Here is a 25,517-nt window from a genome sequence, read left to right as displayed (position 1 = left end):
TGTCGAAATCGACAAGGCAGCCCGGAAGGCAGACGTAGAAGCGGCTGATACGCCTTTTTGGGCATCGAACCTCCCCCGTGCAGGAGGATGCTGGATGAACCTGCCGTCATCAGGGACCGTGGCGCGTGTCCTGGTGGCGCTCTATTCGACGCTCCTCCTGGCCTGCAGCTCGCTGCCCCGCATCAATCCCGACATGCTCCATTCTCCGGCCGCCCCGGTGCAGCTGGATGGCGCCCATGGCCCGCTTTCCGAGTCGCACAGCCAGGCGATCCTGGACCGGCTCAAGGCCTCCGGCATGCAGACCAATATCTTCGACCTGCACCTGGCGGTCGAAGAGTCCCTGGTGGGCAGCCCGCTCACCGCAGGCAACAAGGTCGATCTGCTGCAGGACGGCCCCGAGACCTACGCGGCGATGTTCGCGGCCATCGAAAGCGCGCGTGACCACATCAACATGGAAACCTACATCCTCGAAGGGGACGAGGTGGGGGAGCGCTTCGCCAACGCCCTGATCGCCAAGCAGCGTAGCGGCGTGCAGGTCAACCTGATCTACGACAGTGTCGGTACTCTCGGCACGTCGCCTGCCTTCTTCACCAGGTTGCGTGAATCGGGTATCCGGCTGGTGGAGTTCAATCCGGTCAATCCCTTGACCGCCAGGTCGGGCTGGCAGTTGAACCAGCGCGACCATCGCAAGCTGCTGATTGTCGACGGGCGTATCGCCATTCTCGGTGGAGTGAACATCAGCGGGGTTTATTCCAGCGGCTCCTTCGGTTCGAGCCGCCAGGGGCGGCCGCGCCGTGAACTGCCCTGGCGCGATACCGACCTGCGCATCGAAGGGCCGGTGGTGGCCGATCTGCAGAAGCTCTTCATCACGACCTGGAGCCGGCAGAAAGGCGGTGGACTGGTGGCCCGTCATTACTTCCCGCCCCTGGAGCGCAAGGGCAATGATGTGGTCCGGGCCATCGGCAGCTCGCCGGACGAGCCCTACAGCCAGATCTACGCCACGCTCATCTCCGCCCTGCACAGCGCGCAGAGTGAAATCTGGCTGACCAGTGCCTATTTCGTGCCCGATCCGCAACTGCTCGATGCACTCAAGGCCGCCGTGAAGCGTGGCGTGGACGTGCGCCTGGTGGTGCCCAGCAGTACCGATTCCTGGCTGGTGTTCCATGCCGGGCGGGCCTACTACCGCGAATTGCTGGAGGCCGGGGTACGGGTTTATGAACGCCGTGACGCGTTGCTCCACGTGAAGGCCGGGGTGATCGATGGCGTGTGGTCCACCGTGGGTTCAACCAATCTCGATTGGCGCAGCTTCCTGCATAACCAGGAGGTCAATGTGGTGGTGCTGGGGGCGGAATTCGGCGGGCGGATGCGCGAGGCGTTCCTGGAAGATGTGGATGGATCCGATGAACTCACCCTGGAGAAGTGGCAGCGCCGCCCCGCGCGCGCCCGCGTCAGTGAACGGATCGGGCGCGCCTGGGAATACTGGCTCTAGGCAGGGGATTCGGAAGGGGAGTTGGCTTCGGTTGCGCAATGATTGCCGGCTGCGTGTTCTTCCTCACGCGAGCGCTGGTAGGCCGCTTCGTGCAATGCCTGGGCATCGGCCAGCAGCATGCCGAGGGCCGAGGCGAGCCGGGCTGTTTCCTGAGCCATCGCGTTGTCGCTGCCGGACTCCAGGATTCGCAGCAGGTCAGCCAGGGCGGCAACGCGCTGGTTGGCGGCTTCGAACAGGTGGGCCGAGGGGGCGCGAACGTTGATGAAAAGGACGTCCCCGTACGGCTGGGACGAAGGCGGGAGCGGGGTGAAGTCGGTGTTCGGGCTTCTTCGCAGGGGAAGAAGGCCGAGGGTGCCAATGGATGTCTGTATGGAGTGTGGGCAGTGCATATCCTTGCGTCCTCGCGTTCTAGAGGAGCCGCACCTTGCCGTCACGACATGGAAGGGCGGCGGGCCGTGCAGGGGTCGCAAACCGGTTACGCGAGGAAAACCCGGCAAGGCCTAAGCCTTCCCTGCACGGCCCACCATATTGCGATTGCAATCCAGGTTGGACGCGCCTTGCGTTGTTCGGGTTGCGACTCCCGGTCGCGGTTCCTACCGCGACGGTCGTGGACTCTAGCGAGGGCTTTTGTAGGCGCTCAAGGTCGAAGAACCGTACGAAATTTCTTACTTCCGGCTGGAAATGGGATCTCGGCACGTGCCTGATGACACCTTGTCGACGAATCTCGGTTTGCGACGCAAGAAGAAACCGCGAGATAGAGCGGTTGCGCGTTAGTTCGACGCATTTGCCGACGAAATGCCTGTTGTTTTTCGATGCGCTGTCATCATTTTGTAGCGGAGCAACTACACTCTGACTCCAGAGTCTATTGGTGCTCTGTGCTTTGTTTAGGTCGCCCCGTGGCGGCCTTTTTTGTGCCTGTCGATCTTGGCCTGCCACCCTGTCGCTGGTACGGAAGAATCGCCGCTTCATCGCCTGCCGCGTCGTCCCTCGTTCCAACTAAATCCATACAAATCATCCGGATAAGGGGTCCGTTTGGTCGTTCTCTGCCGAAGTCATGCCTTTGACGCTGCACTGACCTCCATCTACTACTGACTTACTTCCCCCAAGAGCGGGGGAGCTGGGTGAAATTCGGCAAAAAGGCGCTGAAAGAGACGGTTGTTGCCGTTATTCTGCAGAGTTCGTGCGCCTTCTCATCGGCTTCGATGAAGGTGGGTGGCGAAATGGGCAATACGGCAAAGAAGTTCTCGACTTCACGTCTTCCTGTCCCGTCCGGACGCCTGCTTTCCTGGCTGCTCACGTGCCTGCTTCTGTCCTGGCTGGCGAGCCTCGCCGCCGTCGCCGAGACGCCCCCGTCGAACGACAAGTGGCTGGAGCCGGCGCGTTCCAGGCTGCTGGAGAACAAGCAAGGCCTGCCGTTCTTTCCTCACCGGGCGAACACACCGAACAACACCCTGCTGAATGTCGCGGACTTCGATGACGCCCAGGTCTGCGGCGCCTGCCACACCGAGATCTATCGACAGTGGCGGACCTCGATGATGTCCCAATCCTGGGAGGAACCGATCTACCGGGCCCTGCTCAGGCATGCCAGCGAGGCCACCGAGGGGCGGGTGGATAATTTCTGCACCGGCTGCCATACCCCCATCGGCCTGACCACCGGCCAGATCAATTCGACGATCAATCGCGCCCCGGTGGAGTTCACCGCCGTGCACAACCCGATGCCGGGGGTGGACTGCGAGACCTGCCACAACATCAACGCGCGTACCGGACTGGACAATGGCGCCTATGTGCTCAGTCCGCGCGCCAACGGCCGGCCGACCAAGTTCGGCCCTCGCAGCGATGCGGTGTCCCCCTACCACGATACGGTCTACTCGGGCCTGCATACCCGCTCGGATTTCTGCGCCACCTGCCACAACGTGACCCACCCGTTCAGCACCGTGGCGGTCGAACGTACCTACGACGAATGGCTCGAGAGTCCCTACGGCTTCAACGGCCAGACCTGCCAGAGCTGCCACATGCCGGGATTCGCCGGCAAGGCGGCAGTGATGGGGCCGGACCGTGCCGATGTGGCCTCTCACTGGTTCACCGGGGCCAACGCGGCGGTGCTGTCGTACCTGGGGCAGGAAGAGGCGGCGCAGCGCGCACGGGACCAGTTGGCCAGGGCCGCCGAGATCAGCTTCGAATCGATGCCGGATCACCTGGTGCCGGGCCAGGAGGTATCGGTGCGGGTGAAGGTCGCCAACGTCGGTGCCGGGCACAAGTTGCCCACCGGATTCCCCGAGGGACGCGAGGTGTGGATCGATTTCCGTGTGGTGGACGGGGCCGGACACGAGATCTACCGGCTGGGTGCGATCAAGGATGGCGCCACCGAACCTGATACCCGCAACTTCAAGGTCCATCTGGGGGACAAGGACGGCAAGGAACTGGACATCGAGGTCTGGAATGCCACCCAGATCCTTTCGGACAACCGCCTTCTGCCCAAGGGTTATGACGTTCGCGAATTCACCTTCGAGGTACCGAAGGATGCCGTAGGCCCCATCACTCTGACGGCGGAACTGAATTACTGGCCCTTCCCGCAGCGGCTGGTGGATTACCTGCTGGGCACGGGCAAGCTGAAGGTGGAAGTGACGCGGATGGGGCAGGTGGAACGCAGCCTGCCGTTGGGTGCAGCCGTGCAGGCGGCGAAGTTGTGAGTTCTCAGAGGGCAGCTGCGCGGCCCTTGGCGAATGAATTCGCTGTGTCTGCGGAAATCACCAATCGGTCCAGGAGCCTTGTAGGAGCTAGCTTGCTAGCGAAAAGGGGCCATTCGTTGGCAAGCCAGCTCCTACGGGCAATGCGGCTACTTGCAACATTTGATGCAGGCACAGCCAATGAATCCGCCCCTACAGCGCTACTCCTCCAGCCACTCCTTGGGCACGTCCATCTTGCGCATCAGCTGGCACAGCTGGCTATCAGGGTCGTAGACGATGACCGCCTCGCCTTTCTGCAGGGCACGGCGTACCCGTTCGACGCGGGTTTCCAGCGGGGTGTCGTCGCCATTGTCGGTGCCTTCGCGGGTGACGAAGTCTTCGATCAAGCGGGTCAGGGTTTCAGCTTCGAGCAAGTCAAAGGGGATGAGCATCGGGGGTCTCCAGCGGGGGCGGCATGCTAACTCCGCCGGCCCGCGTCGTCATCCGTCCACGCTCTGGCGTTGGATGAAGCGTTCCAGGGTGCTGAACAGCAGGGCACTGTCCAGGGGTTTGCCGAGGAAGTCGTCCATGCCGGCGGCAGCTCCGGCCTGGCGATGTTCTTCGAGGATATGCGCGGTCAGCGCGACGATGGGCACCGGCGGCCAGTTGCGATTGCGCTCCAGCCGACGGATCTGCCGGGTCGCTTCGAAGCCGTCCATTTCCGGCATCTCGCAGTCCATCAGGATCAACTGGATGCCCTCCGGGTCGCGCTGGTATTCGTCCACCGCCGCCAGGCCGTTGGCCACGGTGCGCACCAGGTAACCGCGCTTCTTGAGGAAGCCCTGGACCACCATCTGGTTCACCGGGTTGTCTTCCGCCACCAGGATGCAGGGCGTGGCGCTCACCCGGCGCCGCTCTTCCTGTTGCTGGGTACGTTCCTCCAGGCGGCGTTCGCGATACAGCTCCTGCAGCGTGTCGCGCAACAGCGCCAGGGTCAGCGGCTGGGCGGTGGCGCGCAGGCGCAGGCCAGCGCCGGCTGGCAGGTTCAGGCAGGACTCCGGCGGGCAGATCAGCATCACCCGCTGGCCGTGTTCCAGGTGTGGCCGCAGCTTGTCCACCCAGCGCTCCGGGTCGCCCGGCCAGGGCGCCTGGATCACCAGCAGGGGTGGCACGGCGAAGTCTTCCAGTTGGTCGATCAGCCTTTCCGGATCCTGGCAGCGTTCGCAGCGCATGCCCCAGCGGCCGAGCAGGCGGCCAAGGGCATCCAGGCCGAGCGTGTCCTGGCAGGCGAGCAGGGCGGTGCGGCCCCCCAGCAACTGGCTCAGGTCGTCGGTCTGGAATTCGCCCGGTTGCAGCGGAATGTCGAAGCTGAAGCGGGTTCCCTGGTTGAGCGTGCTCTGCACCTCGATGCGTCCGCCCATCATTTCCACCAGCTCCTTGCTGATGGCCAGGCCCAGGCCGCTGCCACCATAGCGGCGGGTGGTGCTGGAGTCGCCCTGGGCGAAGGAGTCGAACAGCTGGGCCAGGGCCTCGGGACGGATGCCGATGCCGCTATCGATGACGCTGAACACCAGGTGGGGCTTGCCCTCGGAATTGCGACGCAGGGCGAGGTTGAGGGTCACGTGGCCTTCGGCGGTGAACTTGAGGGCATTGCCCAGCAGGTTCATCAGCACTTGCTTGAGCCGTGTCGGGTCGCCCTGGACGCGCCGTGGCACCCCGGCATCCAGGCTCAGGTGCAGGCCCAGGCGCTTTCCGATGGCCTGGGCGGTGAACAGGCCGAGGGTTTCCGACACCAGGTCTTCCAGGTCGAACTCGATGTGTTCCAGCTCCAGCTTGCCGGACTCGATGCGGGCGAAGTCGAGGATGTCGTTGATCACCGCCATCAGCGCGGTGCCCGAGCTGGAGATGGTGTCCACGTAGAAGCGCTGGCTGCGATCCAGCGATGTTTCCTTGAGCAATTGCAGCATGCCCAGCACACCGTTCAGCGGCGTGCGGATCTCGTGGCTCATCGTGGCCAGGAAGCGGCTCTTTGCCTGGTTCTCGAAGTGCGCCTGCTCGGCGGCCTGGCGTGAGCGGAAGCCTTCTTCCTTGAGGGTGTTGATGCGGTCGGCCAGTCCAATGGACAGGGTGATCAGCTCGATGGTGACGCCGATCTTCACCACCGTGGCGCCGTACAGGCCCAGCACTTCAATGCCCAGGGAGCCAGTGGTGGTCTGGATGAAGGCGAACAGCAACACGCCCCAGGCCAGGGTGTAGTAGGAGCCGTAACGCAGCCCCTTGCGCCAGACATAGAGCCCGGTGAGCAGGAGGAAGGCGGAAATGCCCGACACCGTCAGGCTGGCGAGGATGTTCCAGTTCTGCAGGCCGATCACCGGAGCGCAGAGCAGCGCCACCAGGGTCGCCAGCATCAGGCCGCGCAGCACGCGGTCCAGTCGTGGGAAGTGCAGGCCGGTGTGGAGGAAGTGGCGGCTGAACTGCAGGGCCGTAAGGCAGTGCAGGTACATGAAGATGTAGATCGCTACCGACTGCAGCCCCACATGGTCGGGCAGCAACTTGAACAGCATGCCGTCGAAGCAGGCGGCGAGCAGGCCGACGTTGAGGTTGTAGGCCAGGTACCAGAGGTAGGCCCGCTCGCGCAGCGACAGGTAGAGGAACAGGTTGTAGAAGAACATGGCGAAGAGCACGCCATAGAAGGCCCCGTTGAACCCCATGAGGTTCTCCTGGGCGGCGGCGCTGGCGTCAAAGGTGCTGAATACCAGCGGCACGAAGAGGGTGCTGGTGCTCTCCACCCGCAGGATCAGCGTGCTCTGTCCCGGCTCCACGCGCAGGGGGAACCAGAAGTTGCGCACCTGTACCGGGCGCTGCGAGAAGGCGAAGTGATCGCCGGTTTCCTGTGCCTGCACCCGGCCGTCAGGGGTGAGGTAGTAGAGGCGGATGTTGTCCAGCAGCGGGTAGTTGGCTTCCAGGTAACCATCCAGTGCCCGGGGACGGCTATTGTCCAGGCGTACCTTGAACCACCAGACCGATCTGTTCTTGCCCATGTTGGGCTGTTCGCCCCTGACCTTCTGGAAAGCGGGATCGGGGAGTTTGCGCACCTGCTCCAGGCTGAGTTCGCCCTTGGGGTCTTCGAGGTAACTGACCCAGTGGCCAAGCGCAAGGCGCAACTGGTCCTGGTCGAGCGGCGCCGCCTCCTGGGCGAAGGCGGGCCGGCACAGCCAGAACATGAGAAGGACCAGACCGAGTGCGACAGTTTTCACACAGCCTGAAAGGTGAAGCATGGGTGACCACCCGTGTTGTTATTGCATCCCTGGATGGCACTTTGCTCCTAGCGGGTTCGACCTTCAAGGGCTGCCTTCACCCTTTCCCACAAGACTTTCCACGGTCGGGACGCGCGTCTCGCTCTCCATCTGCGCGTCATGCTCCAGCTGATGGCTGAACGGTTCCAGGGACTGCTGGCTGGTGACCGCGTCGGAGGCGAACACCGGCGGGCTCATCAGGTAGGCGCCGATCAGGCGGGTCAGGGCTTCCAGGCTGTCGATATGGGTGCGTTCGTAGCCGTGGGTGGCGTCGCAGCCGAAGGCCAGCAGGGCGGTGCGGATGTCGTGGCCGGCGGTGACCGCCGACTGGGCATCGCTGTGGTAGTAGCGGAACAGGTCGCGGCGCAGCGGGATGGCGTTGGCTTCGGCCAGGCGCAGCAGGTGCCGCGACAGGTGGAAGTCGTAGGGGCCGCCGGAGTCCTGCATGGCCACGGTCACGGCGTGCTCGCTGGAGAGCTGGCCGGGGGCGACCGGGGCGATGTCGATGCCGACGAACTCGCTGACGTCCCAGGGCAGCGCGGCGGCCGAGCCGGAACCGATCTCCTCGGTGATGGTGAACAACGGATGACAGTCGATGGGCGGCACCAGGCGCGCATCGGCAATGCCCTTGAGGGCGGTGAGCAGGGCGGCGACGCCAGCCTTGTCGTCCAGATGGCGGGCACTGATGTGGCCGCTCTCGGTGAATTCCGGCAACGGGTCGAAGGCGACGAAGTCTCCCACTGAAACCCCCAGGGTCTCGCAGTCGGCGCGGGTGGTGCTGTAGGCGTCCAGGCGAAGTTCCACGTGGTCCCAGCTGATGGGCAGGTTGTCCACCTGGGTGTTGAAGGCGTGCCCCGACGCCAGCAGGGGCAGCACGCTGCCGCGCAGTACCCGGTTGTCCCCGAACAGGCTGACGCGGCTGCCTTCAGCGAAGCGGCTGGACCAGCAGCCCACCGGCGCCAGGCCCAGGCGGCCGTTGTCCTTGATCTCGCGGACGATGGCGCCAATGGTGTCCAGGTGCGCCGACATCGCGCGGTCCGGGCTGCTTTGCGTGCCCTTGACCGTGGCGCGGATGGTGCCGCGCCGGGTCAGTTCATAGGGGATGCCGATCTCGTCCAGCCGCTCGGCGACGTAGCGCACGATGGTGTCGGTGAAACCGGTGGGGCTGGGAATGGCGAGCATTTCCAGCAGCACCCTTTGCAGGTAGGTGAGATCGGGCTCGGGAAGTCTCTGGCTCATGGCATCTCCTTGGCGTGGACCTTGGGACTTGGTGGGCTGAAGCCCACCCTACATGGCACACAGTAGGGTGGGCGTCAGCCCACCAGCTGGAACGGTCAGGGCGCTCGCGTGAGCGGGAACAGCAAATCGATGAAGCGCTCCGCCGTGGGTTGCGGCTGGTGATTGGCCAGGCCGACCCGTTCGTTGGCTTCGATCATCACGTAGTCCGGCTGGTCGGCGGCGGGGACCAGCAGGTCCAGGCCCACCACCGGTATTTCCAGGGTCCGCGCGGCGAGGATGGAGGCCTCGGCCAGGGCCGGATGCAGGATCGCGGTGACGTCCTCCAGGGTGCCGCCCGTGTGCAGGTTGGCGGTACGCCGTACCGCCAGCCGGGTTCCGGCCGGCAGGACGTCTTCATAGGCAAAGCCGGCGGCTTGCAGGGTGCGCTCGGTCTCGCCATCCAGCGGAATGCGGCTTTCCCCCTGGGTCACGGCCTGGCGTCGGCGGCTCTGGCGTTCGATCAGCTGCTTCAGCGTGCGCAGGCCGTCGCCCAGGACTTCGGCGGGGCGGCGAATGGCTGCCGCCACCACTTCGTAATTGATCACCACCACCCGCAGGTCGAAGCCCTGGTGACAGCTTTCCAGGATCACACGGCTGTCGAAGTGCTCGGCGTTGGCGATGGCGGTCTTCAGCTCATCGAGATTGCGCAAGTCCACTGCCACACCCCGGCCCTGTTCGCCATTCACCGGCTTGACCACCAGGCTGCCGTGTTCGGCAAGGAAGGCCGCATTCTCCTCGTCCTTGCCTGCCAGGCGCTGCTCCGGCTGGAAGATGCCGACGCGAGCGAGGGCGCGATGGGTCAGCTGCTTGTCCTGGCAGAGGGTCATGCTCACCGCGCTAGTGAGGTCGGACAGCGACTCCCGGCAGCGGATGCGCCGACCGCCCTGGCTGAGACAGAACAGCCCGCCTTCGACGTCGTCCACCTGCACTTCTATACCGCGTCGCAGGGCTTCGTCGACGATGATGCGGGCGTAGGGGTTGAGCCCCGCTTCCGGGCCGGGACCGAGGAACAGGGTCTGGTTGATGCTGTTCTTGCGCTTGACCGTGAAGGTGGCCAGGTCGCGGAAACCCAGCTTGGAATAGAGTGCCTTGGCCTGGCGGTTGTCGTGCAGCACCGAGAGGTCGAGGTAGTTGAGCCCACGGCTCATGAAGTGCTCGATCAGGTGCCGCACCAGGACTTCGCCCACGCCAGGGCGGCTGCATTGCGGGTCCACCGCCAGGCACCAGAGGCTGGAACCGCCATCCGGATCGTCGAAGGCCTTCTGGTGGTTGAGGCCCATGACGGCGCCTATCACCTGGTTGTCGCGCTCGTCCTCGGCCAGCCAGTACACCGGCCCGCCCTGGTGGCGTGGGGTGATGGCATCGTGGTCGACCGGCAGCATGCCGCGGCAGCGGTAGAGCTGATTGACCGCCTGCCAGTCGGTATCGCTCAGGGCGCGGCGGATGCGGAAGCCGCGAAAGGCCCGGCGCGCGGGGCGGTAGTCGGGGAACCAGAGGCGCAGGGTGTCGGATGGGTCGAGAAAGAGTTGCTGCGGCGCCTGGGCCAGCACCTGCTGGGGCGCGGCGACGTAGAGGGCGATATCGCGTTCGCCGGGCTGTTCATCCAGCAGCTCCCGGGCGAGGCTCACGGGGTCGGGGAAGGTGTGGCCGAGTAGCAGGCGGCCCCAGCCGCAGTGGAGGATCTGCGGTGCTTCATGGGGTTCCAGGTGCCCCTCGGCCAGTCGAGCCTGCAGGCGCTGATAGGACGGAATCTGGCCGCGCAACAGGCGCTGGCTGTGCTGGGTATGGGCTTTCATCGGTTCAGAGTCCCTGTTGATTGAGCCAGAGGTTGAGCGCCGCCATCTGCCAGAGCTTCGAACCCCGGAGCGGGGTGATGTCTTCCGGGGGACTGGCCAGCAGGCGTTCCAGCATGGCCGGCCGGAACAGGCCGCGATCCTGGCTCGGGTCCAGCAGGAGTTCGCGTACCCAGTCGCGGGTCCGGCCTTCCAGGTGCTTGAGACCGGGCACCGGGAAGTAACCCTTGGGCCGGTCGATCACCTCGTGGGGAATGACCTGGCGCGCGGCGGCCTTGAGCACCGCCTTGCCGCCGTCGCCGAGCTTGAAACGCGAGGGAATCCGCGCCGACAACTCGGCCACCCGGTAGTCGAGGAACGGCACCCGCGCTTCCAGACCCCAGGCCATGGTCATGTTGTCCACCCGCTTCACCGGGTCGTCCACCAGCATCACCGTGCTGTCCAGGCGCAGCGCCTTGTCCACCGAGTCGAGGGCGCCGGGGTGCTCGAAGTGCTGGCGCACGAAATCGCCGGCAAGGTCCTCGGTGACCCAGTCCGGCTGCACTGTGGCCTCGTATTCGGGGTGGGCGCGGTCGAAGAAGGCCGCGCGGTAGCTGTTGAACGGGTCGCGGGTGTCGGCCAGCGGCGGGTACCAGTGATAGCCGCCGAAGAGTTCGTCGGCACCCTGGCCGCTCTGCACAACCTTGCAGTGCCGGGATACCTCGCGGGACAGCAGATAGAAGGCAATGCAGTCGTGGCTGACCATGGGCTCGCTCATGGCGGCGAAGGCGGCAGGCAACTGCTCCAGCACTTCGTGCTCATCGATGCGCAACTGCTGGTGGCGGGTGCCGTAGTGATTGGCGATCAGGTCGGAGAACTCGAACTCGTCGCCGCGTTCGCCGCCGGCATCCTCGAAACCGATGGAGAAGGTCGCCAACTGTTCGATACCGGACTCCGCCAACAGGCCCACCAACAGGCTGGAATCCACCCCGCCGGACAGCAGGACGCCCACCTCGCGGGCGGCGCGCTGGCGGATCGACACGGCGTCCCGCAGCCCGGTCAGCAGGCGGTCGCGCCAGTCGTCGAAGCTGAGGCTCTGTTCATCCTCGCGCGGGCCGTACTCCAGTTCCCACCAGATGCCCTGGCTGCAGTTGCCGTCGGCATCGATCAGCATCCAGCTCGCCGGTGGCAGCTTTTCCACACCCTTGACCAGGGTCCGTGGCGCGGGCACCACGGAATGGAAGTTGAGGTAGAAGTTCAGCGCCTGCGGGTCCAGCGTTGTGTCCAGGTCGCCGCCCTGGAGCAGAGCCGGCAGGCTGGAGGCGAAGCGCAGGCGCTGCTCGTTGCGTGACAGGTAGAGCGGTTTGATGCCGAGGCGGTCGCGGGCGAGGAACAGGCGCTGGTTGTCACGTTCCCAGATGGCCAGGGCGAACATGCCATTGAGCCGCGGCAGCATGTCCTTGCCCCAGGCATGCCAGGCCTTGAGCAGCACCTCGGTGTCGCCGTCGGAATGGAAGCGATAACCGAGGGCGAGCAGTTCCTTGCGCAGTTCGGGGTAGTTGTAGATGGCGCCGTTGAACACCATGGCCAGCCCCAGTTCGGGGTCCAGCATGGGCTGACCGGAGGCGTCTGCCAGGTCCATGATCTTCAGCCGTCGATGGCCCAGGGCGATCGGTCCCTGGCTGTGCAGGCCCCAGGCGTCTGGACCACGGGGCGCTAGATGGTGGGTGATTCTATCGAGGGCGGCCAGGTCGGCCGGGCGTTTGTCGAAGCGAAGTTCTCCAGAAATGCCGCACATAGTTCCTTACCGGTGTTGCCGTTGGGGAGTGGGTGCCCCGGAAAGGGGCACTCTAGGGTCCGACCCTTGTGCACTTCTGTGAGTTTTATATCGATTGTTTCTAAGAGAAAACGCAGAACCTTTTCACGGCCTCGCGAGCTAGAGAAGAGCAAGGCGAGCGTGGCTGAGAAAGCGGAGTCTACGAGCTGTAAATGAGCATTTCGAAGCCACTCTCAACGCAGCTATTCCGACGCGCAGCAGGTCGTGGAGAGGTTCTCAGTTCAGAAGTTTTTGTGCGGCAAGCGACAGACTTACTGCTACCAGCATCAGCGCGAACAGACGTTGCAGAGTGGCGCCGCGCAGACGAGTGGCCAGTCGATTGCCGCAGAGCACGCCGACCGCGCCGCCGGCTGCCAGGCCACCGAGCAGGGCCATGGGCGGCTGGGCGCCGGTGAGATAGAGCAGGAAGCCACCGCCGGAAACCAGCGCGATCACCGCCATCGAGGTGGCGGTGGCGGCCAGCATCGACAACGGCGTGTACCAGAGCAGCGCCGGCACCACGAGGAAGCCGCCGCCCACGCCCATCACCCCCGACAGCAGCCCCACACCAGCGCCGATGGCCATCAGTGGCGTACTGCGCAGCGGGCCGGAGTGGCTTTTGGGCAACGCCGCGCCACGCCACATGCGCCATGCGGACCAGAGCACCAGCAGGCAGAAACCGAGTATCAGCGCGAACTCGGGAATGAAGCGCCCCAGCCATTGGCCGACGGCATTGCCGGGCAGGCCGCAGATGGCCAACAACAGCACCGGGCGCCAGGCCACCAGCCCCTGGCTGGCGCGGGGAATGGCGCCGATGGCCGCGGACAGGGCGACGGCGCCGAGGCTCACGCCGATGGCATCGCGCAATGGCAGGTGCAGGCTGAGCAGCAGGGGCAGGGCGACCAGCGAACCGCCGGCGCCGGTCAGGCCCAGCAGCAAGCCGAGCACGGCACCGATGACCAGGGCTTCGAGTAGCAATAGCTCCATGATCAGGCGCTCTGGCCGCGAATCAGGCGGCGCAAGGCAAAGCGGTTGGGGTGGCAGGCCTCGGCCACGGCGCGGGGTACCGGCAGCGGTTCGTCGTCGAGCCAGGCGGCCAGCAACTCGCCGGACAGCGGCGCGGTGATCAGGCCGCGCGAGCCGTGGGCGCTGTTCACATAGAGGCCGTCGAACCAGGGAGCCGGCACTTGTGGCGCCTGGCGCGCGTCCCTGGCCAGCACGGCATAGGCCTGGGCGAAGGCGTCAGCATCCGCCAGCGGGCCGACGATCGGCAGGTAGTCCGGGGTGGTGCAGCGGAAGGCGGCGCGGCCTTCCAGGCGCTCCGGTTCCAGTTCGGCGACGTGCAGGCGGCGGCCGAGGTCCGGGGAGATTTCCTCCAGCAGTTCGAGGTTGCCCGCGTGCTCGGCGGCGGTGGGGGTGAGGTCGGTGCTGTGGAAGTCGAAGCTGGCGCCCAGGGTGTGTTCGCCGTCGCGCGGAGGCGCCACGTAGCCTTCGGCGCAGAGTACGGTGCCGAGCGTCGCGCTTTCGGCAGTGGCCGGCAGGCGGCTGATCTGCCCGCGAATGCGCTTGAGCTGGAGTCCGGTGGCCTGGGGGAAACGCAGCACATCGGCGGCCCCCGCCAGCACCACCACCGGGGCGGTGGCCAGGGTGCGCTCGGTATCCCGGGCGTGCCAGAGATCGTCCTCGCGCTGCAGCTCCAGGGCTTCGCCGTGGGTGACCAGGCGGATGTTCGGATGGCTCGCCAGCAGGCGGCACAGGGCCGGCGGATGGACCCAACCCGCCTCGGGATAGAACAGGCCGCCGGCAGGCAAGGTTACGCCGGCCAGGGCTTCCGCTTCAGCCTTGTTCAGGCGATGCAGCAGGTCGGCGGGGAAGGCCTCGGCCAGTTTCGCCTGGCGCTGCGCTTCCTTGTCATCGAAGGCCAGTTGCAGCACGCCGCAGGCCTGCCAGTCGTGGCCCTGTTCCAGGCGTTGCAGCAGTCGGCGGGTATGGCCGAATCCGCTGAGGATCAACCGCGACAGCGGCGTTCCATGGGCGGAGAGCTTGAGGTAGAGCACGCCCTGAGGGTTGCCGGAGGCTTCCTGTGCCGGCTCGCCGTGGCGCTCCAGCAGGGTCACTTGCCAGCCGCGCGCGGCGAGGCTGGCGGCCGTGGCGCAGCCGGCCAGTCCCGCGCCTATCACCAGGGCCTCGTGTCGCTGGGGGACGAAGCGCGGGCGAGCGAACCAGGGCTTGGCATCGTCTTGCCGCTCACCGGTGAACAGGCCCCGGCTCATCTCCCATTTCTTGCCGAAGCCGGGCAGGCGCTTGATGGCAAAGCCGGCTTCCTTCAGCGCACGGCGCACGAAGCCGGCGGAGGTGAAGGAGGCGAGGGTGGTTCCCGGGTGGGACAGTCGCGCCAGCTGGGTGAACAGGGTGGGGCTCCACATTTCGGGGTTCTTCGCCGGGGCGAAACCGTCGAGGAACCAGGCGTCGATGCGCGCGTCCAGCTCGGGCAGGCAGTCCAGGGCATCGCCCACCAGCAGGGTGAGCACCACGCGGCCCGCGGCCAGGTTGAAACGCTGGAAACCGGGGTGGATCGCCACGTACTGGTCCAGCAATTGGGCAGCCTGGGGCGCCAGTTGCGGCCACAGGGCCAGGGCGCGCTGGAGGTCGTCGCGGGTGAGGGGGAACTTCTCCACGCTGACGAAGTGCAATCGGGCACCGGCCGGCGCGCACTGTTCGAACAATTGCCAGGCACAGAGGAAATTCAGCCCGGTACCGAAACCGGTTTCGCCAATGCAAAAACGCCCGCCGGCCGGCAGTTCGGTGAAACGCCGGGTCAGGTCGTTGCCATTGATGAACACATGATGGGTTTCGTCGAAACCCGAGGTCGGAGAGAAGTAGACGTCGTCGAATTCCCGCGACAGCGGTCGGCCCTGTTCGTCCCAGTCGAGTTGGGCGTGGTGGAAATCGGACATGGGGTATTCCTGACTGCGAAGCGCGAATAGTAGCCGATCGGAAGGCCGCGTCGGTTTGATCCGAAACAACGGAGACGGAGCGCGTCGATGTCCGCTACCTTTTCTCCATCAAGCCAAGGAGGTCTGCATGTTCGAATCCGCCGAAATCGGCCACTCAATCGACAAGGAAACCTATGAGAAGGCCGTGCTGGAACTGCGCGAAGCCCTGCTGGAAGCCCAGTTCGAGCTGAAGCAGCAGGCGCGCTTCCCGGTGCTCATTCTGATCAACGGTATCGAAGGTGCCGGCAAGGGCGAGACGGTCAAGCTGCTCAACGAATGGATGGACCCGCGCCTGATCAACGTCGAGAGCTTCCTGCGTCCCACCGACGAAGAACTCTCGCGGCCGCCGCAGTGGCGCTTCTGGCGCAAGCTGCCGGGCAAGGGGCGGATCGGCATCTTCTTCGGCAACTGGTACAGCCAGATGCTCCACGCGCGGGTCGAGGGCGACATCAAGGACGCCCGCCTGGACCAGGCCATCAACGATGCCGAAGGCTTCGAGCGCATGCTCTGCGACGAAGGGGCGCTGATCTTCAAGTTCTGGTTCCACCTGTCCAAGAAGCAGCTCAAGGAGCGCCTCAAGGCCCTGGAGAAGGATCCCCAGCGCAGCTGGCAGCTCAATCCGCTGGACTGGAAGCAGAGCGAGGTCTACGACCGCTTCGTGCGCTTCGGTGAACGGGTACTGCGTCGCACCAGCCGCGACTACGCGCCCTGGTACGTGATCGAGGGTGCCGACGAGTATTACCGCAGCCTCAGTGTCGGCCGCATCATCCTCGAAGGGCTGCAGGCGGCCCTCAAGCAGAAGGGCAGGCCCAAGCCGCAGCCCCATGCGGCGCCGCTGATGTCCAGTCTCGACAAGCTGAGCCTGCTGGACAGCCTCGACCTCAGCCGCAAGCTGGACAAGGACGACTACAAGGAACAGCTCGCCACCGAACAGGCGCGGCTCAGCGGGTTGATGCGCGACAAGCGCATGCGTGGCCATGCCCTGATGGCGGTGTTCGAGGGCAACGACGCGGCTGGCAAGGGCGGGGCGATCCGCCGCGTCACCGGTGCGCTGGACCCACGGCAGTACCGCACCGTGCCAATCGCCGCGCCCACCGAGGAAGAGCGGGCACAGCCCTATCTCTGGCGCTTCTGGCGTCATGTGCCGGGGCGCGGGCAGTTCACCATCTTCGACCGTTCCTGGTACGGCCGCGTGCTGGTGGAGCGTGTCGAGGGCTTCTGCTCCGAGGCCGACTGGCTGCGCGCCTACGGCGAGATCAACGACTTCGAGGAGCAGTTGCACAACTACGGCATCGTGCTGGTGAAGTTCTGGCTGTCCATCGACAAGAACACCCAGATGGAACGCTTCAAGGAGCGTGAGGAAGTTGCCTTCAAGCGCTACAAGATCACCGAGGAAGACTGGCGCAACCGCGACAAGTGGGACCTCTACGTCAACGCGGTGGACGACATGGTCGATCGCACCAGTACCGAGATCGCTCCCTGGACCCTGGTGGAGGCCAACGACAAGCGTTACGCCCGGGTGAAGGTACTGCGCACCATCAACGAAGCGCTGGAGGCTGCCTTCAAGAAAGACTGAGCACGGGATGGCCGCGCATACGCAGGATGAATGATCGTGGTGAGGAAACATGGACCGGAACTATGCTCACCCCACTTTCCATCCCAACAATAACGAGGTGCGTCATGCGTGAAGTGGTGATCGTCGACAGCGTGCGGACTGGCCTGGCCAAGTCCTTCCGCGGCAAGTTCAACATGACCCGGCCGGACGACATGGCCGCCCACTGCGTGAATGCCCTGCTGGCACGCAATGATCTCGACCCGGCGCTGGTGGACGACTGCGTGGTGGGCGCCGGCTCCAACGAAGGCGCCCAGGGCCACAACATCGGCCGCAACGTGGCGGTGCTGTCGGGCCTGGGCGTCGGCGTTGCCGGCATGACCCTCAACCGCTACTGCTCCTCGGGCCTGCAGGCGATTGCCATCGCCGCCAACCAGATCGCCTCGGGCTGCAGCGACGTGATGGTGGCCGGCGGTGTCGAGTCCATCACCCTGACCCTGAAGAGCATCAACCAGGACAACTTCGTCAACCCGCGTCTGAAGCTCGAACACCCCGGCATCTACTACCCCATGGGCCAGACTGCCGAGATCGTCGCCCGCTGCTACAACGTCAGCCGCGAAGCGCAGGATCTCTACGCCCTGCAGAGCCAGCAGCGCACCGCCCGCGCCCAGGCCGCAGGTCTGTTCAACGACGAAATCGTGCCGATGAGCGTGAAGTACTTCGTCGAAGACAAGGCCACCGGCGAGAAGAGCATCATCGAAGGCGTGGTGGACCGCGACGACTGCAACCGCGCCGACACCACGTTGGAAGGCCTGTCTTCCCTGAAGCCAGTGTTCTCTGAGGACGGCTCGGTGACCGCCGGCAATTCCTCGCAGCTTTCCGACGGCGCCTCCATGACCCTGCTGATGAGCCTGGACAAGGCGCTGGAGCTGGGCCTGAAACCCAAGGCGTTCTTCCGTGGCTTCACCGTCGCCGGTTGCGAGCCGGACGAGATGGGCATCGGTCCGGTGTTCTCGGTGCCGAAGCTGCTGAAGGCCAAGGGCCTCTCCGTCGACGACATCGACCTCTGGGAGCTCAACGAAGCCTTCGCCTCCCAGTGCCTCTATGCCCGCGACCGCCTGGGCATAGACAACGAGAAGTACAACGTCAACGGCGGCTCCATCTCCATCGGCCACCCCTTCGGCATGACCGGTTCGCGCCAGGTCGGCCACCTGGTGCGCGAACTGCAGCGCCAGGGCAAGCGCTACGGCATCGTCACCATGTGCGTCGGCGGCGGCATGGGCGCCACCGGGCTGTTCGAGGCGTATCGCTGAGGGCTGTGTTGCCTGCATTTTGTGGGGGCGATTTCAATCGCTATGCGGACCGCAGGTTCGCCCTGCCGTGTCGTGGGGCGGCTGCGCTGCCCATAGCGAATGAATTCGCCCCCACAGCGACGGTGCCTGACGCCCATTCGATTTCCGCAAAAGAAAAACCCGCGCCTGGCGCGGGTTCTTTCATTGTGAGGCGCTCATGGCGCCCGTCGAACAAGTATCGCGTTGGATAGCTGTACGCGGCGAATGTACAGCGCGACCTCCCGTTCCGTATCCACACGGGTGAAGAAGGGCCCTTCCAGGGTTCCCTCTCGGGTGGAGAAGAAGTACTGCCCGTTCACGGCACTGACACGCTCGCTTCTGTAGTGGGTGCCAGGTGCCTTGTCGGACGCGCGTCGGCCGAACATCGGACCACCTCCTTTTCTGCATTGGCATGTTGAGTCTAACCAGCGTCGCCAGCCTTGCTCCGGGGCTCGACGGGCGGCTGCGGATCACGACAGGTACAGTTCTGTCCTCGACAGTGCGGGAACTGTTCCTGTGCCCTGGGAACCGGCGCTCCTAGAATGGCGTCTCTTGTCCTGCCCGCCATCAGAAGGCCGGGCTTTCCCGTTGAGGTTCCCATGCACATCTCCTCTGGCCGTTGGGTCTACGGCCTGTTCCTTGCCCTGGTTACGGCCGTGCTCTGGGGTGTCCTGCCCATCTGGCTGAAGGAAGTCCTGCAGACCATGGAACCGGTGACTGTCACCTGGTACCGCCTGATCGTCGCCGGCTTGCTGCTGTTCGTTTACCTGGGCGCCAATCGTCGCCTGCCCGAATTCCGCCCGCTGGGCGCCCGTGGCCGCTGGCTGGTGGTGTTGGCAGTGGGCGGCCTGACCGGCAACTACGTGTTCTATCTCATCGGCCTGAAGATGCTCAGCCCCGGCACCACGCAGTTGGTGATCCAGGTGGCGCCCATCCTCTTCCTGCTGAGCAGCCTGTTCATCTTCAAGGAGAGCTTCAGCCTGGGGCAGGCCTTCGGCCTGGTGGTGACGGTGCTGGGCTTCGGGCTGTTCTTCAATCAGCGCCTGGAGGAACTGCTCACGTCCATGGGCCAGTACACCCTGGGCGTGCTGGTGATCCTTCTGGCGTCGGCCGTGTGGACCTTCTACGGGCTGGCGCAGAAGCAACTGCTGACCCACTGGAGTTCGGCGCAGGTGATGATGGTGATCTACCTCGGCTGCGCCGCCTTGCTGACGCCCTGGGTGCATCCGCTGGAAGCGCTCAACCTGAGCCCGCTGCAGGGCTGGCTGCTGCTGGCCTGCTGCCTGAACACCCTCGTGGCCTACGGCGCCTTTGCCGAAGCCCTGGCCCACTGGGAGGCGTCGCGGGTCAGCGCCACCCTGGCCATCACCCCGTTGGTGACCTTCGCCAGCGTCGCCGCCTGCGCGGCTCTCTGGCCGGACCATGTGCAGCCGGAAGAAATCAACTGGATCGCCTACGCCGGCGCGCTGTTCGTCGTGCTGGGTTCGGCCCTCACCGCCCTGGCGCCATCGCTGGTGCGCAGCTGGCGGGCGCGGCGTGAGGCGGCGGCAACCAGCTCCCTGTAGGTTGCGGCTGAGCTACGCGAAGCCCAACGCCTTTCCGGGCTCCCTTGTTGGGCTTCGCTGCGCTCTGACCAACCTACGACTCGGCCCAGCAGCGGGTCCCGAGCGTTTCGGCTCCCTGTAGGTTGCGGCTGAGCTACGCGAAGCCCAACGCCTGTCCGGGCTCCCTTGTTGGGCTTCGCTGCGCTCTGACCAACCTACGACTTGGTCTAGCAGCGGGTCCCGAGCGTTTCCGCTCCCTGTAGGTTGCGGCTGAGCTACGCGAAGCCCAACGCCTGTCCGGGCTCCGTTGTTGGGCTTCGCTGCGCTCTGACCAACCTACGGGGCTAGTTCGTAGGATGGGTGGAGCTTGCGATACCCATCGACCGTGTCCGCATGGGTATCGCTCCGCTCTTCCCATCCGACGTCTAAACCTAGCAACGGGTGCCGAGCATTTCCGCCTTGCGCAGCCAGGTCTGGCGTTGTTCCTCGGAGGAGGGGCGCACCGGGGAGAACTCGGTCAGGCGGCGGGTCTTGATACCGCAGAAGCCGAGGATGGTGCGCACCATCTGCCGGTGCGCCGGGGCACCGTAGATCCAGCGGAAGTACCAGGGCGGCGTGTCCAGGGTCACCAGCAGGTCAGCGGTGCGCCCGGTCAGCAGTTTGTCCCAGGCCTTTGACTGCTGGCCGCGATAGCGGAAGGCGAAGCCGGGCAGGAAGACGCGGTCGAAGAAGCCCTTGAGCAGCGCCGGCAGGCCGCCCCACCAGACCGGATAGACGAACACCAGGTGCTCGGCCCAGTGGATCTGCCGCTGCGCTTCGAGCAGGTCGGGCTCCAGGTTCTGGCTCTGGTCATAGCCCTGGCGCAGCACCGGGTCGAATTGCATCTCCCCCAGCTTCAGCAGGCGCACCACGTGGCCTTCGCTGCGGGCGCCCTGGGCGAAGGCATCGCTCAGGGCATGGCACAAGCTTCCCCCTTTCGGGGTGCCGAGAATCATCAGGATGCGCTTGCCGTCACCTTCCAGTGGCGTTGCTCCATGCTTGACCGCTTCAGCCATGTTGACCGGCCTCCAGCATGCTTTCCGGGCGGACCCAGGCATCGAACTCTTCGTCGGTCAGGTAACCCAGCGCCAGGGCCGCGGCGCGCAAGGTGGTGCCTTCCGTGTAGGCCTTCTTGGCGATCTGCGCGGCCTTGTCATAGCCGATGTGCGGGTTGAGCGCGGTCACCAGCATCAGGCCGCGTTCCAGGTGCTCGGCCATGCGCGCGGCGTCCGGCTCCATGCCGGCCACGCAGTGCTTCTGGAAGTTGCGGCAACCGTCGCCGAGCAGGCGGATCGATTGCAGCAGGTTGTGCACGATCACCGGCTTGAACACGTTCAGCTGCAGGTGCCCCTGGCTGGCGGCGAAACCGATGGTGGCGTCGTTGCCCATGACCTGGCAGGCCAGCATCGACAGCGCCTCGCACTGGGTCGGGTTGACCTTGCCGGGCATGATCGAACTGCCCGGTTCGTTGGCCGGCAGCCGCACCTCGGCCAGGCCACCGCGCGGGCCGGAGCCCAGCAGGCGCAGGTCATTGGCGATCTTCATCAGCGCCACGGCGAGGGTCTTGAGGGCGCCACCGAGGTTCACCAGCGGCTCATGGCCGGCGAGGGCGGCGAACTTGTTCGGTGCCGAGACGAAATGCAGCCCGGACAGCGCGGCCAGTTCGGCGGCCATGGCGTCGGCAAAACCGTGGGGCGCGTTCAGGCCGGTGCCCACGGCGGTGCCGCCCTGGGCCAGTTGCAGGACCGCCGGCAACGCCGCGCGGATCGCCTTGTCGGCATAGTCGAGCTGGGCGACGAAGGCAGAGAGCTCCTGGCCGAAGGTGATGGGCGTGGCATCCATCATGTGGGTGCGGCCGGTCTTCACCAGATGGGCGTGCCGCGCGGATTGCTCGGCCAGGCCGTCGGCGAGTTCAGCGATGGCCGGCAGCAGCTCGTGCTGCACCGCCTTGGCGATGGCGATGTGCATCGCCGTGGGGAAACAGTCGTTCGAGCTCTGGGCGAAGTTCACATGATCGTTCGGGTGCACCGGGCTCTTGCCGCCGCGTTGTCCGGTGGCCAGTTCGTTGGCGCGGCCAGCGATCACCTCGTTGACGTTCATGTTGCTCTGGGTGCCGCTACCGGTCTGCCAGACCACCAGGGGAAACTGGTCGTCATGTTTGCCGGTCAGCACTTCGTCGGCGGCCTGTTCGATCAGGCGGGCGACATCCGGCGGCAGGTCGCCGTCGCGGCCATTGACCCGTGCGGCGGCCTTCTTGATCAGGGCCAGGGCGTGCACCACCGCCAGCGGCATGCGCTCGCCTCCGATGGCGAAGTTTTCCAGCGAGCGCTGGGTCTGGGCACCCCAGTAGGCGTCGTCGGCGACGTCGACTGGCCCCAGGCTGTCGGTTTCTGTGCGGCTCATGTGGGTTGGCTCCGGCTATTGATTCCGCAGTTTAGGCTCTCTCTCCGGCACTCGGTTCAACCGTTCGGGCAATTACCAGCGTGCGCGGGTGGAACCCAGCCAGCCAAGGGCATTGGTCACCGGCACGCATTCGCCATCCGGGCTGCGCAATACGCCGTCGAAGCGACCGAACCACTGGCGCGTATCGGCGTAGAACAGGCCCAGGCGCGGGCAGGCCTGGTGCAACTGGCGTGGTGTGAAGGTGAGTTCGACCCGTCGGCAGGCGGTGGAAAGCAGCCAGGGGGCCAGGGGATTGTTCGGTGTTTGCTCGATCTGCACCGGGCGGTCGAGCTTGGCCAGGCGGCCGCCGAACCACAGGGCGTTCTCGGTCAGGCCGCTGGAGTCGGTCCAGCCCGCGCCGAAATTGCCGGCGATGCCACCGGGGGCGGCAAAGGCGGCGCGGGTCCAGTGGCTGTGGACGGGCCAGACGCCGCGACCGAAATCCAGGGCAGCAAAGCTCTGGCCGGGGGTGCATTGGTACGGGCGTCCGCCCAGTTGCACGCTACCGCTGGCGGGCAGGCCGAGCTGGCGGCTGCTGGCGTGGAAGCAGTGGCCGGGGAGGGGAGCAACCAGGTTCACTGAGTCCAGGTGTGCGGGGCGCAGCACTTCCAGGGCAGCTTGCAGTGGCTGCCCGCCGATATCCGGCGCCTCCACCCGCAAGCTCAGGCGGCCGGGGTGCTCATCGACGCGGATCTGCAGGCGTGAGTGGTGGAAGCTGTGGCTTTCCAGCGGCGTGTCCGGCAGCCGGCAGCCGAGGGCGAAGGGGCGCAGTTGGGTATGGGCGACGGCCTGGCCGCTGTCGAGATCGAGGAAGTAAGCGGCGCCGTAGCCCAGGTAATCGAGGTCCGCGACGGTCAGCGAGAGCATCCAGCGCGGGGTGGTGATGCACCAGTGGTTCCAGCGCTTGCGCCGGCCCATGTGACCGGGGATCGCGCAGTTCAGGCGTGGCCGGCTTGACCAGCCGACAGCGGCGGGCGCGAGCTTGCCGCGGGCATCGCAGAGCGCGGGAAGTCCCGGCTCCAGGGTGGAGATATGGCTATTCATCGAGCACGTCCATGTGTGTGCAAAGCCTGGGCACTTCAGGTTCTGTACGACATCAGTCCTTTTGGGGGATTTTTCGTACGGAGCCGAGGGAAGCCGGCTGCAGCTCATCGGAAAATCCGTCGATGGGCGCGACAAGGTTCCTGGCCGGCAAAGCATGCCCAGCGGGCGAAAGCATGAGCAAGTGATGGCGTTTTGACAACATGTTCGTGGAGTGCGGCATCGCACATTTTCGTCATGTACTTGTCGAAAAAACCGCCGCTTGAGCCCGATATCGGCTTGAGCGCAGAATGACCAGCCCCGGGGCAGTCCCCGTCATCCGTGCCCAGACAAGGATACTCAATGACCAAGCTTCGCATTCTCTGCACCGCCGTACTGCTGGCCTGCGCCAGCGGCCAGGTCCTGGCCGATGCCGCCAGCCATGCCGCCGATGCCGAGCGCTTCCTCAAGCTCGCTCGTGCCGACAAGCTGACCGTTCCGGTCTACGCCCAGGTGCAGCAGATGTTCGAGCAGCGTTTCCAGCAGTCCCAGGCGCCTGCCAGCAAGAAGGCCACCCTGGAGAGCTACCAGGCCAAGGCCAACGCTGCCTTGGACAAGGCTGTCGGCTGGGACAAGCTGAAGCCGGAGCTGGTGAAGATCTACACCAGCAACTTCTCCGAGAGTGAACTGAAGGACCTGATCGCCTTCTACGAATCCCCCCTGGGCAAGAAAGTGCTGGAAAAGATGCCTGCGCTGACCCAGCAGTCCGCCCAGCTCACCCAGACCCGCCTGGAATCCGCCGTGCCCGAGGTCAACAAGCTGCTTAGCGAGATGACCAGCGAACTGGCGCCCCAGGACAAGAAGAAGCAGTAAGCGGAGTCCACCGATGTCCATGCGTGACCGCATCCTGACCGCCCTGCAGGCCCTCGACCCCCAGCACCTCGACGTACTGGACGAGAGCCACATGCACAGCCGCGGCCTGGAAACCCACTACAAGGCGGTGATCGTCAGCCCGGCGTTCGCCGGGCTCAATGCCGTCAAGCGCCACCAGAAGGTCTATGGCAGCCTGGGCGAGCTCATGGGGCAGTTCCATGCCCTGGCCCTGCACACCTACACCCCCGAGGAATGGGCGGAGCAGGGCGCAGCGCCGGATTCGCCCACCTGTGCTGGCGGCAGCAAGCACGACCACTGATCCCTGGGGCCATTTATCGCAGCTTGATCCCAGCCGCTTTTTGATAGACTTCGCCCCGCGCCGGCCCACGCCGGCGCAGTCGTTTCTGTCACCCGGTCCGCCCTTTACGCGGGCGACCACTGGAGGAAGTCACCGCATGACCCAGATCGTTGTTGCGGCGCTGTACAAGTTCGTCACCCTGAAGGACTACGTTGCGCTGCGTGAACCCCTGCTCAAGACCATGCTGGACAACGGCGTCAAGGGCACCCTGCTGCTCGCCGAAGAAGGCATCAACGGCACCGTTTCCGGCACTCGCGAAGCCATCGACGCGCTGCTCGCCTGGCTCAAGGTCGATCCGCGTCTGGTGGATCTGGACCACAAGGAGTCCTACTGCGAGGAGCAACCCTTCTACCGCACCAAGGTCAAGCTGAAGAAGGAAATCGTCACCCTCGGCGTGCCGAACGTGGACCCCAACCAGCAGGTCGGCACCTACGTCGAACCCAAGGACTGGAACGCCCTGATCAGCGACCCCGAAGTGCTGCTGATCGATACCCGCAACGACTACGAAGTGGCCATCGGCACCTTCGAGGGCGCGATCGACCCGCAGACCAAGTCGTTCCGCGAATTCCCCGACTACATCAAGGCCAACTTCGACCCCTCGCGCCACAAGAAGGTGGCGATGTTCTGCACCGGCGGTATCCGCTGCGAGAAGGCCTCCAGCTACATGCTCGGCCAGGGCTACGAAGAGGTGTTCCACCTCAAGGGCGGCATCCTCAAGTACCTGGAAGAAGTGCCCCAGGACGAAACCCTCTGGCGCGGCGACTGCTTCGTCTTCGACAACCGCGTCACCGTGCGCCACGATCTAACCGAGGGCGAGTTCGATCAGTGCCACGCCTGCCGTAACCCGATCTCCGTGGAAGATCGCCAGTCCGAGCACTACGCGCCCGGCATCAGCTGCCCGCACTGCTGGGATAGCCTGAGCGAGAAGACCCGCGCCAGCGCCATCGAGCGGCAGAAGCAAATCGAGCTGGCCAAGGCCCGCAACCTGCCGCACCCGATTGGCCGCGACCCGCGCCAAGCCCTGGAGGATTGAGTTTGTCCAACG

At 65.3% G+C, this 25,517-nt stretch carries 20 protein-coding genes; 8 read left to right on the top strand and 12 right to left on the bottom strand.

The genetic code is table 11. The features are described from left to right. Nucleotides 1-94 precede the first annotated feature (94 nt). Nucleotides 95-1,489 (top strand): cardiolipin synthase, encoded by a 1,395-nt coding sequence (gene cls, locus E8F06_RS29165; protein WP_280372619.1) that lies wholly within the window; start codon nt 95-97, stop codon nt 1,487-1,489. Here the strand turns inward: cls and E8F06_RS29160 are convergent. Further along, nucleotides 1,486-1,878 (bottom strand): hypothetical protein, encoded by a 393-nt coding sequence (locus E8F06_RS29160; protein WP_280372618.1) that lies wholly within the window; start codon nt 1,876-1,878, stop codon nt 1,486-1,488. The two genes, cls and E8F06_RS29160, sit on opposite strands and share 4 nt — an antisense overlap. 831 nt (nt 1,879-2,709) lie before the next feature. Here E8F06_RS29160 and E8F06_RS29155 point away from each other — a divergent pair. After that, nucleotides 2,710-4,179, top strand: a complete 1,470-nt coding sequence (locus E8F06_RS29155) for a multiheme c-type cytochrome (RefSeq protein ID WP_280372617.1) — start codon at nt 2,710-2,712, stop codon at nt 4,177-4,179. Between the two features lie 197 nt (nt 4,180-4,376). On the opposite strand, the gene E8F06_RS29150 is transcribed toward E8F06_RS29155, so the two are convergent. The 7 genes from E8F06_RS29150 to mnmC all read right to left on the bottom strand — a co-directional run bounded on the left by E8F06_RS29150 (nt 4,377) and on the right by mnmC (nt 15,274). Next, the gene (locus tag E8F06_RS29150) at nt 4,377-4,607 is read right to left on the bottom strand and encodes a YheU family protein (protein WP_151132205.1); all 231 of its coding nucleotides are present in this window, start codon (nt 4,605-4,607) and stop codon (nt 4,377-4,379) included. 48 nt (nt 4,608-4,655) lie between these two features. Continuing rightward, nucleotides 4,656-7,433, bottom strand: a complete 2,778-nt coding sequence (locus E8F06_RS29145; protein ID WP_280372616.1) for a hybrid sensor histidine kinase/response regulator — start codon at nt 7,431-7,433, stop codon at nt 4,656-4,658. Between the two features lie 63 nt (nt 7,434-7,496). Beyond that, nucleotides 7,497-8,690: an osmoprotectant NAGGN system M42 family peptidase gene (locus E8F06_RS29140; protein ID WP_280372615.1), complete on the bottom strand. Its 1,194-nt coding sequence runs from the start codon at nt 8,688-8,690 to the stop codon at nt 7,497-7,499. 95 nt (nt 8,691-8,785) lie between these two features. After that, nucleotides 8,786-10,525, bottom strand: a complete 1,740-nt coding sequence (ngg, locus tag E8F06_RS29135) for an N-acetylglutaminylglutamine synthetase (RefSeq protein ID WP_280372614.1) — start codon at nt 10,523-10,525, stop codon at nt 8,786-8,788. Nucleotides 10,526-10,529: 4 nt separating this feature from the next. Next, a complete protein-coding gene (locus E8F06_RS29130; protein WP_280372613.1) occupies nt 10,530-12,299 on the bottom strand; it encodes an N-acetylglutaminylglutamine amidotransferase in 1,770 nt (589 codons plus the stop codon). Nucleotides 12,300-12,554: 255 nt separating this feature from the next. Next, nucleotides 12,555-13,304 (bottom strand): sulfite exporter TauE/SafE family protein, encoded by a 750-nt coding sequence (locus tag E8F06_RS29125; RefSeq protein WP_280372612.1) that lies wholly within the window; start codon nt 13,302-13,304, stop codon nt 12,555-12,557. Between the two features lie 2 nt (nt 13,305-13,306). Beyond that, entirely contained in the window at nt 13,307-15,274 is a 1,968-nt protein-coding gene (gene mnmC / locus E8F06_RS29120) for a bifunctional tRNA (5-methylaminomethyl-2-thiouridine)(34)-methyltransferase MnmD/FAD-dependent 5-carboxymethylaminomethyl-2-thiouridine(34) oxidoreductase MnmC (RefSeq protein WP_280372611.1), read from the bottom strand. A 127-nt stretch (nt 15,275-15,401) separates the two neighbouring features. Between mnmC and pap the strand changes: the two genes are divergently transcribed. Together pap and E8F06_RS29110 are read left to right on the top strand one after the other, a co-directional pair. Further along, nucleotides 15,402-16,889 carry a polyphosphate:AMP phosphotransferase gene (gene pap, locus E8F06_RS29115; protein ID WP_280372610.1) on the top strand — a complete coding sequence of 496 codons (1,488 nt, stop codon included), beginning with the start codon at nt 15,402-15,404 and terminating at the stop codon, nt 16,887-16,889. A gap of 104 nt (nt 16,890-16,993) precedes the next feature. Continuing rightward, nucleotides 16,994-18,178 (top strand): thiolase family protein, encoded by a 1,185-nt coding sequence (locus E8F06_RS29110; protein ID WP_280372609.1) that lies wholly within the window; start codon nt 16,994-16,996, stop codon nt 18,176-18,178. Nucleotides 18,179-18,372: 194 nt separating this feature from the next. Here E8F06_RS29110 and E8F06_RS29105 read toward each other — a convergent pair whose 3' ends face one another. After that, on the bottom strand, nt 18,373-18,582 hold the full coding sequence (locus tag E8F06_RS29105; RefSeq protein ID WP_190827568.1) for a DUF6316 family protein: 210 nt from the start codon (nt 18,580-18,582) through the stop codon (nt 18,373-18,375). A gap of 213 nt (nt 18,583-18,795) precedes the next feature. Here E8F06_RS29105 and E8F06_RS29100 point away from each other — a divergent pair, with 213 nt between their 5' ends. Next, nucleotides 18,796-19,761, top strand: coding sequence for a DMT family transporter (locus E8F06_RS29100; protein ID WP_280372608.1), 966 nt, complete (start codon nt 18,796-18,798; stop codon nt 19,759-19,761). A 410-nt stretch (nt 19,762-20,171) separates the two neighbouring features. Here E8F06_RS29100 and E8F06_RS29095 read toward each other — a convergent pair whose 3' ends face one another. The 3 genes from E8F06_RS29095 to E8F06_RS29085 all read right to left on the bottom strand — a co-directional run bounded on the left by E8F06_RS29095 (nt 20,172) and on the right by E8F06_RS29085 (nt 23,265). Next, complete coding sequence (locus E8F06_RS29095; protein ID WP_280372607.1) at nt 20,172-20,795, bottom strand: NAD(P)H-dependent oxidoreductase; 624 nt, start codon at nt 20,793-20,795, stop codon at nt 20,172-20,174. Further along, nucleotides 20,788-22,182 carry a class II fumarate hydratase gene (locus E8F06_RS29090; protein WP_280372606.1) on the bottom strand — a complete coding sequence of 465 codons (1,395 nt, stop codon included), beginning with the start codon at nt 22,180-22,182 and terminating at the stop codon, nt 20,788-20,790. Before E8F06_RS29090 ends, E8F06_RS29095 begins: the two co-directional genes overlap by 8 nt. Before the next feature lie 72 nt (nt 22,183-22,254). Further along, nucleotides 22,255-23,265, bottom strand: a complete 1,011-nt coding sequence (locus E8F06_RS29085; RefSeq protein ID WP_280372605.1) for a DUF2804 domain-containing protein — start codon at nt 23,263-23,265, stop codon at nt 22,255-22,257. A 339-nt stretch (nt 23,266-23,604) separates the two neighbouring features. Here E8F06_RS29085 and E8F06_RS29080 point away from each other — a divergent pair, with 339 nt between their 5' ends. The 3 genes from E8F06_RS29080 (at nt 23,605) to E8F06_RS29070 (ending at nt 25,505) form a co-directional block, all read left to right on the top strand. Beyond that, entirely contained in the window at nt 23,605-24,114 is a 510-nt protein-coding gene (locus E8F06_RS29080) for a DUF2059 domain-containing protein (RefSeq protein ID WP_280372604.1), read from the top strand. Between the two features lie 13 nt (nt 24,115-24,127). Continuing rightward, nucleotides 24,128-24,433, top strand: coding sequence for a BolA family protein (locus tag E8F06_RS29075; protein WP_280372603.1), 306 nt, complete (start codon nt 24,128-24,130; stop codon nt 24,431-24,433). A 136-nt stretch (nt 24,434-24,569) separates the two neighbouring features. Then, nucleotides 24,570-25,505 (top strand): rhodanese-related sulfurtransferase, encoded by a 936-nt coding sequence (locus tag E8F06_RS29070; protein ID WP_280372602.1) that lies wholly within the window; start codon nt 24,570-24,572, stop codon nt 25,503-25,505. Nucleotides 25,506-25,517: the final 12 nt, after the last annotated feature.

Source organism: Pseudomonas sp. BN411, from assembly GCF_029871235.1.
GTDB lineage: Bacteria > Pseudomonadota > Gammaproteobacteria > Pseudomonadales > Pseudomonadaceae > Metapseudomonas.
The sequence above is the reverse complement of the archived record's forward strand: the minus strand, read 5'-3'. Positions and strand labels throughout refer to the sequence as shown.

Excerpts from the sequence above, each read along its gene's own strand:
- cls (WP_280372619.1), top strand. The coding sequence starts at position 95 with ATGAACCTGCCGTCATCAGGGACCGTGGCGCGTGTCCTGGTGGCGCTC.
- E8F06_RS29160 (WP_280372618.1), bottom strand. The coding sequence starts at position 1,878 with ATGCACTGCCCACACTCCATACAGACATCCATTGGCACCCTCGGCCTT.
- E8F06_RS29155 (WP_280372617.1), top strand. The coding sequence starts at position 2,710 with ATGGGCAATACGGCAAAGAAGTTCTCGACTTCACGTCTTCCTGTCCCG.
- E8F06_RS29150 (WP_151132205.1), bottom strand. The coding sequence starts at position 4,607 with ATGCTCATCCCCTTTGACTTGCTCGAAGCTGAAACCCTGACCCGCTTG.
- E8F06_RS29145 (WP_280372616.1), bottom strand. The coding sequence starts at position 7,433 with ATGCTTCACCTTTCAGGCTGTGTGAAAACTGTCGCACTCGGTCTGGTC.
- E8F06_RS29140 (WP_280372615.1), bottom strand. The coding sequence starts at position 8,690 with ATGAGCCAGAGACTTCCCGAGCCCGATCTCACCTACCTGCAAAGGGTG.
- ngg (WP_280372614.1), bottom strand. The coding sequence starts at position 10,525 with ATGAAAGCCCATACCCAGCACAGCCAGCGCCTGTTGCGCGGCCAGATT.
- E8F06_RS29130 (WP_280372613.1), bottom strand. The coding sequence starts at position 12,299 with ATGTGCGGCATTTCTGGAGAACTTCGCTTCGACAAACGCCCGGCCGAC.
- E8F06_RS29125 (WP_280372612.1), bottom strand. The coding sequence starts at position 13,304 with ATGGAGCTATTGCTACTCGAAGCCCTGGTCATCGGTGCCGTGCTCGGC.
- mnmC (WP_280372611.1), bottom strand. The coding sequence starts at position 15,274 with ATGTCCGATTTCCACCACGCCCAACTCGACTGGGACGAACAGGGCCGA.
- pap (WP_280372610.1), top strand. The coding sequence starts at position 15,402 with ATGTTCGAATCCGCCGAAATCGGCCACTCAATCGACAAGGAAACCTAT.
- E8F06_RS29110 (WP_280372609.1), top strand. The coding sequence starts at position 16,994 with ATGCGTGAAGTGGTGATCGTCGACAGCGTGCGGACTGGCCTGGCCAAG.
- E8F06_RS29105 (WP_190827568.1), bottom strand. The coding sequence starts at position 18,582 with ATGTTCGGCCGACGCGCGTCCGACAAGGCACCTGGCACCCACTACAGA.
- E8F06_RS29100 (WP_280372608.1), top strand. The coding sequence starts at position 18,796 with ATGCACATCTCCTCTGGCCGTTGGGTCTACGGCCTGTTCCTTGCCCTG.
- E8F06_RS29095 (WP_280372607.1), bottom strand. The coding sequence starts at position 20,795 with ATGGCTGAAGCGGTCAAGCATGGAGCAACGCCACTGGAAGGTGACGGC.
- E8F06_RS29090 (WP_280372606.1), bottom strand. The coding sequence starts at position 22,182 with ATGAGCCGCACAGAAACCGACAGCCTGGGGCCAGTCGACGTCGCCGAC.
- E8F06_RS29085 (WP_280372605.1), bottom strand. The coding sequence starts at position 23,265 with ATGAATAGCCATATCTCCACCCTGGAGCCGGGACTTCCCGCGCTCTGC.
- E8F06_RS29080 (WP_280372604.1), top strand. The coding sequence starts at position 23,605 with ATGACCAAGCTTCGCATTCTCTGCACCGCCGTACTGCTGGCCTGCGCC.
- E8F06_RS29075 (WP_280372603.1), top strand. The coding sequence starts at position 24,128 with ATGTCCATGCGTGACCGCATCCTGACCGCCCTGCAGGCCCTCGACCCC.
- E8F06_RS29070 (WP_280372602.1), top strand. The coding sequence starts at position 24,570 with ATGACCCAGATCGTTGTTGCGGCGCTGTACAAGTTCGTCACCCTGAAG.